This is a genomic window from Cupriavidus sp. 05T41, from assembly GCF_056396525.1.
In genome coordinates this window covers 1-12,394 of record NZ_JBFTLQ010000141.1, presented here as the reverse complement: position 1 = coordinate 12,394, position 12,394 = coordinate 1, and the positions used below count along the sequence as shown (strand labels likewise).

Annotated in this window: 11 protein-coding genes; all 11 read right to left on the bottom strand. The window is 69.4% G+C overall.

Annotation, left to right across the window (positions count from 1 at the left end; genetic code table 11):
• Positions 1-254: 254 nt before the first annotated feature.
• Complete coding sequence (hutG, locus tag AC1DKV_RS38890; RefSeq protein ID WP_441618616.1) at positions 255-1,067, bottom strand: N-formylglutamate deformylase; 813 nt, start codon at positions 1,065-1,067, stop codon at positions 255-257.
• Between the two features lie 109 nt (positions 1,068-1,176).
• The gene (locus AC1DKV_RS38885) at positions 1,177-2,577 is read right to left on the bottom strand and encodes a formimidoylglutamate deiminase (RefSeq protein WP_441618615.1); all 1,401 of its coding nucleotides are present in this window, start codon (positions 2,575-2,577) and stop codon (positions 1,177-1,179) included.
• A complete protein-coding gene (gene hutI / locus AC1DKV_RS38880; protein ID WP_441618613.1) occupies positions 2,574-3,824 on the bottom strand; it encodes an imidazolonepropionase in 1,251 nt (416 codons plus the stop codon). The genes AC1DKV_RS38885 and hutI overlap by 4 nt, the downstream gene beginning before the upstream one ends.
• The gene (locus AC1DKV_RS38875) at positions 3,821-4,408 is read right to left on the bottom strand and encodes a HutD/Ves family protein (protein WP_441618611.1); all 588 of its coding nucleotides are present in this window, start codon (positions 4,406-4,408) and stop codon (positions 3,821-3,823) included. The genes hutI and AC1DKV_RS38875 overlap by 4 nt, the downstream gene beginning before the upstream one ends.
• Entirely contained in the window at positions 4,405-6,126 is a 1,722-nt protein-coding gene (gene hutU / locus AC1DKV_RS38870) for a urocanate hydratase (RefSeq protein ID WP_441643504.1), read from the bottom strand. Before hutU ends, AC1DKV_RS38875 begins: the two co-directional genes overlap by 4 nt.
• 45 nt (positions 6,127-6,171) lie before the next feature.
• Complete coding sequence (gene hutH / locus AC1DKV_RS38865; protein ID WP_441618607.1) at positions 6,172-7,758, bottom strand: histidine ammonia-lyase; 1,587 nt, start codon at positions 7,756-7,758, stop codon at positions 6,172-6,174.
• Positions 7,759-7,838: 80 nt separating this feature from the next.
• Positions 7,839-8,612 (bottom strand): histidine utilization repressor, encoded by a 774-nt coding sequence (hutC, locus tag AC1DKV_RS38860; protein ID WP_441618605.1) that lies wholly within the window; start codon positions 8,610-8,612, stop codon positions 7,839-7,841.
• A gap of 4 nt (positions 8,613-8,616) precedes the next feature.
• Complete coding sequence (locus AC1DKV_RS38855) at positions 8,617-9,396, bottom strand: ABC transporter ATP-binding protein (RefSeq protein WP_441618603.1); 780 nt, start codon at positions 9,394-9,396, stop codon at positions 8,617-8,619.
• A complete protein-coding gene (locus AC1DKV_RS38850) occupies positions 9,393-10,274 on the bottom strand; it encodes an ABC transporter permease (RefSeq protein WP_441618601.1) in 882 nt (293 codons plus the stop codon). The genes AC1DKV_RS38855 and AC1DKV_RS38850 overlap by 4 nt, the downstream gene beginning before the upstream one ends.
• 13 nt (positions 10,275-10,287) lie before the next feature.
• Complete coding sequence (locus AC1DKV_RS38845) at positions 10,288-11,253, bottom strand: ABC transporter substrate-binding protein (protein WP_441618599.1); 966 nt, start codon at positions 11,251-11,253, stop codon at positions 10,288-10,290.
• Between the two features lie 438 nt (positions 11,254-11,691).
• The coding region (locus AC1DKV_RS38840) for an NAD-dependent epimerase/dehydratase family protein (RefSeq protein WP_477139572.1) at positions 11,692-12,394 on the bottom strand (703 nt) is incomplete at its 5' end.

Genomic DNA, 12,394 nt, shown 5'->3' with positions numbered 1-12,394 from the left:
GAACCACAGGCCCCACCACGAAACCTCCAGCCTCAGTAACACTGTTCGGCTCTGCCCCTGCCGGCCAGGCAGTCCGCTTTCTTTGCCTACTTTCTTTTCGGAAAAAAGAAAGTAGGTCGCTCCGGGGGAGCGAAAGCCTTTGACTTTGACTTTGAAGCTGACGTTGACGTTAAGACCTTGACTTTGATGTCAAAACCTATCGACCTCAAAACACCACCCCCCGCCAAAACCATAAAAAATCAAATAACACAAACTCAACGCGCCTCAACAAACCCCAATACAGTCTCCAACATCACCCGCAACGCGGGCTGGATCCGCGTAGCCAGCGCCTCCTCATAAGCAAACGGATAAACCTCACTCATATACGCCGACTGCGTCAGCTCCAGCTGCACGGCATGCACGCCTTGCGCGGGCGCGCCGTACTGGCGGGTGATATAGCCGCCCTTGTAGCGCCCGTTCAGCACCGCGGTGTGGCCCGGCACGGCGCTGGCGATGTCCAGCAACTGGCTGGCGAGCTCCAGGTCGCAGCTCGCGCCGTCGGCGGTGCCGAGATTGAAGTCCGGCAGCTTGCCCTCGAAGAAACGCGGCAGCACCGAGCGGATCGAATGCGCGTCCCACAGCGCGATGGTGCCGTGCTCGGCCTGCAGGCGGGCGAGTTCCGCGCGAATGGCGGCGTGGTACGGTTGCCAGACAGCTTCGCGGCGCGCGGCGATCTCGTCGTCGGTGGGCAGGCTGCCGTCGGCGTAGACCGGGGTCTTGTCGAAGGTATCGACCGGGCACAGGCCGGTGGTGTCCTGGCCGGGATAGAGGTTGGCGTTGTCGGGCGGGCGGTTCAGGTCCACCACGTAGCGCGAGTGCGTGGCCACCAGGATGGAGGCGCCGAGTTCGCGCGCGAAATCGTAGAGACGCTCGAGGTGCCAGTCGGTATCGGGCACGGTGCGCGCCTCGGCCGTGAGGCGGCCGGACACGGAGGCAGGCAGATGGGTGCCGACATGCGGCATCGACACCAGCAGCGGGCGGGTGCCGCGATGGAGCATGAAGGCGGGGGTATCGGTCGAGAAGGACATATCGTATTGTTTGCTGCTTGATGTTGCCGTTGGGTCCGATCCTGTGCCGCCCGCTTGCGCGCCAGAAGCTTGTAGCGTCAAGCATCGGCACGCGAGGCGGCGCCGGGATTCAGTCGGTCAGCAGGCTGGCACGGGCAGCGGCGAAACGCTCGCCTGACTGCGCCTGCAGGGGGTGAGCGCCATGCTGCACCCGGATGCGGCCGGCGGTGCGGACTTCCGCTAGTGTCTCATGCCCGTGGCTGGCGAACACATGGACCGCCAGCGCCTGGCTGCCGGCGAGGCCGGCCAGGGCCGGATGCGCGCCGTCGAGCACGGCGAAGTCCGCCTGCTGCCCGACCGCCAGCGCGCCGATGGCACGGCCAGAAGCGCGCGCGCCGCCGGCCGCGGCGTCGAGGTAGAGACGGTCCGCCACCTGGCGGTGCGTCTCGGATGCCAGCACATTGCGGCGCTGCAGGCCGAGGCGCTGGCCGTACTCGAACAGCCGCAGTTCTTCCGCCACGCTGACGCTGGCGTGGCTGTCCGAGCCGATGCCCCACACGCCGCCCTGCGCCAGGTAGGGCGCGGCCTCGAACACGCCGTCGCCGAGATTGGCCTCGGTGGTGGGGCAGATGCCGGCCACCGCGCCGCTGTGCGCCAGGCGCCGCCGTTCGTCCCAGTCCATGTGGGTGGCGTGCACCAGGCACCAGCGCGCGTCGACCTCGGCATGGTCGAGCAGCCAGGCCACCGGGCGCGTGCCGGTGAGCGTGATGCATTCGTCCACCTCGCGCTGCTGCTCGGCGATATGGATATGCACCGGGGCGTGCGCGTCCATCGCGTGCAGGCCGGCCACGGCTTCGGCCAGGCTTTGCGGCGGCACCGCGCGCAGCGAGTGCGGGGCCAGCCCCAGGCGCGCCTGTCCGTGGCAATGCGGAGCCAGCCGTGCAAGCAGGTCGAGCATGGCGCCGGTCTCGTGCAGGAAGCGGCGCTGTTCGGCCAGCGCGGGCTTGCCGCCGAAGCCGGCGCTCTGGTACAGCACCGGCAGCAGCGTGATGCCGATGCCGGCATTGTGTGCCGCGCGCAGCAGGCGCAGCGACATCTCGGCGGGATCGGCGTAGGGCTTGCCGTCCTCGGCGTGATGCACGTAGTGGAACTCGCACACGCTGGTGTAGCCGGCGCGCAGCATCTCGATATAGAGCTGCGTGGCGATGGCTTCCAGCGTGTCGGGCGAGAGCCGCAGCGCGAACTGGTACATCAGCCTGCGCCAGCTCCAGAAGGAGTCGCTCTCGCCGCTGTCGCCGGCCGCATCGCTGCGGTACTCGGTCAGGCCGGCGAAGCCGCGCTGGAAGGCGTGCGAATGCAGGTTGGGCATCCCGGGCAGCACCGGGCCGGCGGCGCGCGGCACGCCCGCCGCGGCAACGGCACCGGCCTGCACGGTGGTGAGGCGGCCGCTGTCATCCCATTGCAGCAGCACGTCGCGCGCCCAGCCCTGGGGCAGCAGCGCCTCGGCGGCAAACAACTGGCTGGCGCTCATGCCTGGGCTCCCTTGGCCGGATAGACGCGGCCTTGCCGCACCACCGCCGCGGCCGGATTGCGGCCGAACCAGTAAGCCAGCTCGGCGGGAGAGTCGACCTGCCACAGCACGAAATCGGCGGCGCGCCCGGCCGCCAGCAAGCCATGCCGGTCGGCCGCGCCCAGTGCGCGCGCGGCATGCCGCGTGACGCCCGCCAGCACTTCCGGCACGGTCATCCTGAACAGGGTGCACGCCATATTCATCATCAGCAGCAGCGAAGTGACCGGCGAGGTACCGGGATTGTGGTCGGTGGAGATCGCCATCGGCACGCCGTACTGGCGCAGCAGCGCAAGCGGCGGCAGCTTGGTGTCACGCAGGAAATAATAGGCGCCGGGCAGCAGGACCGCCACCGTGCCGGACTCGGCCATGGCGGCCACGCCCGCTTCGTCCAGATGTTCCAGATGATCGGCGGAAAGTGCCTGGTGGCGCGCGGCCAGCGCGCTGCCGCCGAGGTTGCTCAGTTGCTCGGCATGGAGCTTGACGCGCAGGCCGTGGCGCGCCGCGGCCTCGAACACGCGCCCGGTCTGCGCCAGGCTGAAGCCGACCGATTCGCAGAAGGCGTCCACGGCATCGACCAGCCCTTCCCCGGCCAGCGCCGGCATCATGGTGTCGCACACCAGCGCGATGTAGTCGTCGGCGCGGCCGGCGTATTCCGGCGGCAGCGCGTGTGCGCCGAGGAAGGTGGTGTGCACCGTGACGCCGAAGGCTTCGCCCAGGCGGCGCGCCACGCGCAGTTGCTTGCGCTCGGTGGCGAGGTCCAGGCCGTAGCCGGACTTGATCTCGAGCGCGGTCACGCCCTCGGCCAGCAGCGGCGCCAGGCGCCCGGCGGCGAGCGCGAACAGCGTGTCTTCGTCGGCGGCGCGGGTGGCGCGCACGGTGGAGACGATGCCGCCGCCGGCGCGCGCGATTTCTTCATAGCCGGCACCGGCCAGGCGCATGGCGAATTCGTCGGCGCGCTGCCCGCCGTAGACCAGGTGGGTATGGCAATCGACCAGGCCCGGCGTGATCCAGGCATTGCCGGCGTCGTGGCGCGGCAGGCTGGCGTAGTCTGCCGGCAGTTCGGCGAGTGGTCCCAGCCAGGCGATGAGGCCTTGCCGCACGACCAGCGCCGCGTCGCGGATGGCGTTGGCGGGATCGGCATCGGGCAGCAGGTGGCAGCGGTGCCAGACGCCGTCGGCCGAAGTGGCCTGCGCCGGATTCTGATTCATTGGGCTTTCTCCATTGCGAGGGTGACGCACAGGCAGCGCGCGGGGCCTTCCATGGCACGCAATTGCTGCGCGGCGGCCGCGCCGGTGGCAAACAGCAGGCCATCGCCGCAGGCGAGTTCCGCATCGCCAAGGCGCCATGTGCCCGCGATGACGAACAGCAGCACCGCATCCGTGCCGGGCGCGACGGTGAAATCGCCATGCTGCGCAACCACGCCGGCGCGGCACTGGCCGCGGCGCGTCATGACATTGAAATCGCGCGTGGCACCATCGATCAGCGTGGCCTGCACGCCGCGCTCGCCGGCGAAGGCGAACGGCACGCCGACCGCATCGAGGCGATGGTCGAAGCTGCCGTCATCGGCCAGCAGGCGCACGCCCGCGCCATCGAGCAGCACGATCTGGCGGTCGATGCCCGGGAAGGCCGAGAACGGGCCGTCGGCGGCGATGTCCGCCACGCTCACGCGCCACAGGAACGTATCCATGCCGGCGCCGGGCGGGAAGGCCGCGATCTCGCGCGTGACGCCGCCGCCGTTCTTCCACGGCCGCGGCGCCAGCGCGGCGAGCGAGAAGCGTTGCGCGCCGTTCATGCGCCCTTGGCCTTCGGCAGCATCGGCAGATCGAGGCCCTTCTCGTGCGCGCATTCGATGGCGCTTTCGTAGCCCGCATCCGCATGTCGCATCACGCCGGTGGCGGGATCGTTCCAGAGCACGCGCTCGATGCGTTTGGCAGCGGCATCGGTGCCGTCGCACACGATCACCACGCCCGCATGTTGCGAGAAACCCATGCCGACGCCGCCGCCGTGATGCAGGCTGACCCAGGTGGCGCCGCCCGCGGTGTTGAGCAACGCATTGAGCAGCGGCCAGTCGGAAACCGCGTCGGAGCCGTCGCGCATGGCTTCGGTCTCGCGGTTGGGGCTGGCGACCGAGCCGGTATCCAGGTGGTCGCGGCCGATCACGATGGGCGCCTTCAGCTCGCCGTTCCTGACCATCTCGTTGAAGGCCAGGCCGGCGCGGTGGCGCTCGTCCAGCCCCACCCAGCAGATGCGCGCAGGCAGGCCCTGGAAGGCGATGCGGTCGCGCGCCATGTCGAGCCAGCGGTGCAGGGACTTGTCCTCGGGGAACAGCTCCTTCATCTTGGCGTCGGTCTTGTAGATGTCCTCGGGGTCGCCGGACAGCGCCACCCAGCGGAACGGACCCTTGCCGCGGCAGAACAGCGGGCGGATATAGGCCGGCACGAAACCGGGGAAGTCGAAGGCGTTCTGCACGCCTTCATCGAATGCCACCTGGCGGATATTGTTGCCGTAGTCCAGCGTGGGCACGCCCATCTGCTGGAATGCCAGCATGGCGTTCACGTGCTTGACGATGGAGGCCCTGGCGGCGGCCTCGACGGATTTCGGCTCGGCCGTGCGCGCGGCTTCCCATTGCGGCACGCTCCAGCCTTCGGGCAGGTAGCCGTTGACGAGGTCGTGCGCGGAGGTCTGGTCGGTGACGATGTCGGGGCGCATGCCGCCGGCCTGCGCGCGCCGGACCAGTTCCGGCAGGATCTCGGCGGCGTTGCCGAGCAGGCCGACCGAGATGGCCTCCTTGTTGCGCGTGGCTTCACCGATCATGGCCAGCGCTTCGTCGATGCTGGTGGCTTTCTTGTCCACGTAGCGCGTGCGCAGGCGGAAGTCGATGCGCGACTCCTGGCATTCGATGGCCAGCACGCAGGCACCGGCCAGCACGCCGGCCAGCGTCTGTGCGCCGCCCATGCCGCCGAGGCCCGCGGTCAGGATCCACTTGCCGGCGAGGTCGCCGCCGTAGTGCTGGCGGCCGGCCTCGACGAAGGTTTCATAGGTGCCTTGCACGATGCCCTGCGTGCCGATGTAGATCCACGAGCCGGCGGTCATCTGGCCGTACATCATCAGGCCGGCGCGGTCGAGCTCGTTGAACTTGTCCCAGGTGGCCCAGTGCGGCACCAGGTTGGAGTTGGCGATCAGCACGCGCGGCGCGTCGGCATGGGTGCGGAACACGCCGACCGGCTTGCCGGACTGCACCAGCAGCGACTCGTCCTCGCCCAGGCGGCGCAGGCTGTCGAGGATGGCGTCGAAGCATTCCCAGTTGCGTGCTGCCTTGCCGATGCCGCCATACACCACCAGGTCCTGCGGGCGCTCGGCCACGTCCGGGTCCAGGTTGTTCTGGACCATGCGGTAGGCGGCTTCGATCAGCCAGTTCTTGCAATGCAGCTGGGTGCCGTGCGGCGCGCGGATCTCGCGCGGGCCGCGCTGGGCCGCGGCCTGGGTGAATTGGTGTTCGTTGGCATTCATGTGAGGTCTCTCCTGCGTGTCTGGTTTCACCTGCGTGGTCCGGCCTCAGGCCGTGGCATACGACGGCAGCACGGCCCGCACCGCCGCCGGCCAGCCCGCGCCAGCGTCGCCCTGCCTGACCCACTGCTTCATCGCCTCGATGTCCGGCGCCAGGTAGCGGTCGCCTTCGACGAAGGCTACGCGCGCGCGGATGCGTGCCAGCTCGCTTTCGATCAGCGGCGAGGACTGCAGCGGGCGGTGGAATTCGATGCCCTGCGCGGCGGCCATGGCTTCGATGCCGACCACCACGGCGGTGTTCTCCGCCATCTCGCCCAGGCGGCGCGCGCCGTAGGTGGCCATCGACACATGGTCCTCCTGGTTGGCCGAGGTGGGCAAGCTGTCCACGCTGGACGGATGCGCCAGCGCCTTGTTCTCGGAGGCCAGCGCGGCGGCCGTGACCTGCGCGATCATGAAGCCGGAGTTGAGGCCGCCGTCGCGCACCAGGAACGGCGGCAGGCCGGACAGGCCGGTGTCCAGCAGCAACGCCAGGCGGCGCTCGGAGATGGCGCCGATCTCCGCGATCGCCAGCGCGATGATGTCGGCGGCGAAGGCCACCGGCTCGGCGTGGAAGTTGCCGCCGGAGATCACGTCGCCCTGTTCGGGGAACACCAGCGGGTTGTCCGAGGCAGCGTTGGCCTCGATGCCGAGCACGCGCGCGGCGTGCTGCAGGTTGTCCAGGCAGGCGCCCATCACCTGCGGCTGGCAGCGGATCGAGTACGGGTCCTGCACGCGGCCGCAGGTCTGGTGCGAATCGACGATCTTGCTGCCGTCGAGCAGCGCGCGCACCGCGCCGGCCACGGCGATCTGGCCAGGCTGGCCGCGCGCGGCGTGGATGCGCGCGTCGAACGGCTTGACCGAACCCTTGATGGCTTCGAGCGACAGCGCGCCCGCCACCAGCCCGGCGGCCAGCAGGTCCTCGGCGGCGAACAGGCCGGCCAGCGCCAGCGCGGTGGAAACCTGGGTGCCGTTGAGCAGCGCCAGCCCTTCCTTGGGGCCCAGCGTGAACGGCGCCAGCCCGGCGTGGGCCAGCCCTTCTGCGGCGGGGCGGCGCTGGCCATCGATCATCACCTCGCCCACGCCGATCAGCGTGCACGACATATGCGCCAGCGGCGCCAGGTCGCCCGAGGCGCCGACCGAGCCCTTGGCGGGGATGCACGGCGTGACGCCGTGGTTGGCCAGCGCCAGCAGCGCTTCGATGATCTCGGGGCGGATGCCCGAATGGCCGCGCGCCAGGCTCACGGCCTTGGTCGCCAGCACCAGGCGCACGGTGTCGGGCGCGAGATCAGCGCCGGTGCCCACGCTGTGCGACAGCACCAGGTTGCGCTGCAGCTCGGCCAGCTTGTCGTGCGGGATGCGCGTCTGCGCCAGCTTGCCGAAGCCGGTGTTGATGCCATAGACCACGGCGTCGGCATCGATGATGTCCTGCACGGTGGCCTGCGACGCGCGCACGCCGGCCCAGGCGGCATCGTCCATGGCCAGGCGCACTTCGCCGCGATGGATGCGGCGCAGGTCTGCCAGCGTGACGGTGCCGGGCTGCAGAGTGAGCAGCGGGCGGGAGGATTGTTGCTTGGGGCTAGTGCTGGTGTCTGTCATTTGTATATCCCTGTCTATACAGCCGGGTTCGGAATTGGGTTGTCCGGGTGGCTTTGCGAAAAAATTCGGCGCTCGGCGGGTTAGCCGAAGGCCGGGTTGCCATCGGCGCGGAAGCGGCTGCCGAGGCGGTATCGGCTGCCTGGATGCAGGCAGCGCACAAAGGTGACGGGGGTGCCGCCGGTCCAGGTGCGGCGGGTCAGCAGCAGGCACGGCTGGTTGCCGGGCATTTCCAGCTGCGCGGCCTGCTCGGGCGTGGCGGCGATGGCGTCCACCACATGTTCGATCTGGTCGTAGGGCACGTGGCGCAGCAGGTATTCGCCGGGCTTCATGGCGCTGGCCGCGGCGAAATCCTGGTTGATGAAGTCCGGCGCCACGCGCGGATTCACATAGCGGTCTTCGAGCTGGATCGGCACGCCGTCCTCGCGGTGCACGCACACCGAGTGGAACACCGATTCGCCGGTGCGCAGGTCGAGCGCCGCGGCCACCTCGATGGATGCGGCAACACGCTCCACCACCATGACGTCGCAGGCGTAGTCATGGCCGCGCATGCGGATCTCGTCCTGCAGGTTGACCACGCTGAGCAGCGTGGACTGCGGCTTGTGCTCGGCCACGAACGTGCCCACGCCGGCCACGCGCACCACCCTGCCCTGCTCGGCCAGTTCGCGCAGCGCGCGGTTGACCGTCATGCGCGACACGCCGAAGCGGGTGACAAGCTCCTGCTCGGACGGCACGCGGTCGCCCGGCTGCCACGCGCGGCTCTGGATCTGGCGCGCGATGTACTCCTTGACCTGCTGGTACAGGGCAGCGGGAGCGGCGTCGGGGACGCCCCGGCGGGCGGCGGTGGCGGGTTTCATGGATTCAGTGCTCGGCCGCGGCCATGGCTTCGGCGCGGATTTCCTCGGTCAGCAGCGCCTTGAGTTCGGAGAACGCCGGCGAGGTCTTGATGGTGTAGTGGCGCGGGTGCGGGAAATCCACATCGATGGTGCGCTTGATGCGGCCTGGCCGCGCCGAGAACACCGCCACGCGGTTGGCCATGAAGATGGCCTCGTCGATATCGTGGGTGACGAACAGCACGGTCTTGCGCGACGCCTCCCAGATGCCCAGCAGCAGTTCCTGCATCAGCACGCGGGTCTGGTTGTCGAGCGCGCCGAACGGCTCGTCGAGCAGCAGGATCTTGGGGTCGTTGGCCAGCGCCCGCGCGATCGCCGTGCGCTGCTGCATGCCGCCCGAGAGCTGCTTGGGGAAATGGTGCTCGAAGCCGCGCAGGCCCACGCGCTGGATGAAGAAGTCGCTGCGCTCGCGCTGCTCGGCCTCGCTCATGCCGCGCTCGCGCAGGCCGAAGCGCACGTTCTGTTCGATGGTCAGCCACGGGAACAGCGTGTACGACTGGAACACCATGCCGCGCTCCGCGCCGGGGCCGGTGACCGGCTGGCCGTCGAGCAGCACGCGCCCGGTGGTAGGCACGTCGAGCCCGGCCACGATGCGCAGCAGCGTGGACTTGCCGCAGCCCGAGGGGCCGAGGATGGTGACGAAGTCGTTGTCCGCCACCTCGAAGTCGGTGGGCTGCAGCGCCACGGTCTGGCCGCCGCGCGGATTGACGAAGGTACGCGAGACCTGCTGGATCGACAGCGCGCTCATTTGATCGAACTCCACGGGAACAGGCGCTGGTTGGCCAGCTTGAATGCCAGGTCGGAGACCAGGCCGATGCAGCCGATCACGATGATGCCGAAGATGATCTGCCCGGTGTTGAGCAGCGCCTGGCTGTCGGTGATCATGTGGCCGATGCCGGAGGACGAGCCGATCAGCTCGGCCACGATCACGTAGGTCCAGGCCCAGCCCAGCACCAGGCGCAGGATCTCGGCGATCTCCGGCGCGGCGCCCGGAATCAGCACGCGCCGCACGATGCCGCGGCTGGTGGCGCCCAGCGTGTAGGCCGCCTCCACCAGGTCGCGGCGCGCGCCGCCCACGGTCACCGCCACCATCAGCACGATCTGGAAGAACGAACCGATGAAGATCACCAGCACCTTCTGCGCCTCGCCGATGCCGGCCCACAGGATCAGCAGCGGGATGAAGGCCGAGGCTGGCAGGTAGCGGCAGAACGAGACGAAGGGCTCGAAGAACGCTTCCGCCGCCTTGTACGCGCCCATGAAGATGCCCAGCGGCACGGCCAGCGCGGCGGCCAGCACGAAGCCGCCCAGCACGCGCCACACGGTCATGCCGATGTCGCCGATGAAGTTGTACTCGGCGAACAGCAGCACGCCTTCGCGCGCCATGGTCATGGGATCGGCCAGGAAGGTGCGCGGCACCATGCCGCCCAGGGTCACCGCCGCCCACACGCCGAAGAACAGCACGAAGAACAGCAGCCCCAGCGTCCAGCGCGCGCGCTGGGAGACCGGCGCCAGCGGCGCCAGCCAGGGGTGGCGGCGCGCCGGCGCGGCCGGCGGCGCCGTCATGGACGGCTTGGCCGCCGGGGAGCCGGCGGGAGCGGGGGAAGAACCGAGATGAGCCTGCGACATGGCACCGCCTTCCTTACTTGATGAAGCGCGCGTCGTACAGCGCCGTGACGTCGGGCACCTGGCGGATCACGCCGATGTCCAGCAGCACCTGCGCGGCTTCCTTGCTGAAGCTGGCCAGCTCGCCGCCGAAGAACTTGCGGTTGGCGTCGCGGTCCTGCCAGCGCAGGTAGGCCGACGACTTGGCGAACTGCTCGCCGCTTTGCTTGACGGCCGCGCCCATGATGTCGTTGGCCTTGGCCGGCTCGGTCTTGATCATGTCGAGCGCCTCGAAGTAGCTGTCGACCAGCGCCTGCGCGGCGCGGGGATTGTCCTTGAGCCACTTGGGCGCGCAGCCCAGGGTGTCCATCACCATCGGGTAGTCGAGCGTGGTGGCGAGGATCTTGCCCTTGTCCGGGTTCTGGCGGACGCTGGAGAGATACGGCTCATAGGTCATGGCCGCATCGTTCTGGCCGGAAACGAAGGCCTGCGCGGCCGCCTGCGGCGACAGCGTGGTGGTCTTGACGTCCTTCAGGCTCATGCCGTTCTTCTTGAGCATCCAGGCCAGGCCGAAGTACGGGGCGGTACCCGGCGCATCGACGCCCACGGTCTTGCCCTTGAGATCGGCGAAGCCCTTGACGTCGGCGCGCACGGCAAGGCCGTCGGCGCCGTAGGACTTGTCGAGCTGGACGATCTGGGTGATGGGCACGCCGTTGGCGTTCCAGGCCACGTGGGTTTCCACCGTGGTGGCCGCGCACTGGATGGCGCCGGAGGCCAGCGCGAGGTGGCGGTCCTTCTGCGGGATCATCTTGATGTCGACGTCCACGCCGTGCTTCTTGAAGATGCCGGCCTTGTCGGCCAGCGTCAGCGGCGCGAAGCCGGTCCAGCCACTCATGCCCAGCGTGACTTGCGTGGCTTGCGCCTGCGCGGTGCCGGCGGCACCCAGCATGGCAACGGCGGCGAACGCGGCTAGCGAGAAACCGCTACGGATACGAAATCCCATCTTCCTGGCTCCTTTGGTGTGATGCGAACGAGGGCCGCGCCAGCCTTGGCAGCAGCCGCATCGCCCGGCTCGGGGCGGCGCCGTACCTGCGGCGCCGGTCATTTGCCAGGCAATTTAGCAACCCTGTATATACAAGTCAATGCAGTAGTTAACCCGAGGGCGGGCACCGCACTGGCTTAACCGGCACTTGGCTGCCAGGGCGCGCCGGCCATGCCATCGTGCCGCACCGGCCGCTCCCCGCCATGCGTCAACGCAGGGCGGCTTCCAGCGCGGGAAACGCCGCGCGCACCACGCCGGTGCCCCGCATCACGCATTTGCCGCGTACTGTCTATACAGGATCGAATGGGGCGTGCTGAACGCAAATGCCGTGCCACCGCGGGCGAACGCGGCGGGCAGCAGGCATCACAGGAAAGTGGCCGGGGGGAGCCTCGGGGGGCGTCAGGCGTCGAAGAAGGACGCCACCGTGGGATAGCGCAGGCGCAGGCGCAGTTCGCGCTTGAGGCGAAGGTTGTCGAGCCGGCGCGACTCGCTCATGAAGCTGAGCAAGGCGGGCTCCACCACGTCGCGCAGTTGCGCGCGATTCAGCCGCGGGGGACGCGGCAGGCCACGGCGGTCCGCGACCAGGTCGAAGTAGTCTGCCATGCGCATCTCGGAGTCGTCGCTGGCGTGCACCACGCGCTGGGCGCGGCCCCGAAACAGCGCGGCCACCATGGTGCGGGCCAGGTCCAGTGCGTGGATGTGGTTGGTATAGACGTCGTCCTGCGGCGCCAGCGCCGGCGTGCCCTTGGCCAGCCGGGCCAGCGGCAGGCGGTTTTCGGCATAGATGCCGGGAATGCGCACGATCGACGCGCGCCAGCCGGCGTCGCGGCCGAATTCGCGCACGATACGCTCGGCCGCCACGCGGCGCCGCGCGCGCGCCGTCTGCGGGCGCACCGGGTGGGATTCCTTGAGCCGCGCGCCGGCGCGGTCGCCGTACACGCCGGAGGTGCTCGCATAGACGAAGGCAGGACGCGCAGCCCGTTTACCGCGGCCGCCGCCGGCCCCCCTGCCGCCCCGCTCGGGTAGAATGGCGGGCTTGGCAGACCAGCCGCCGGCACGCGCCGGCGAGCGCCGCCAGGCGCCCCGCCGCAATACGCGCAAC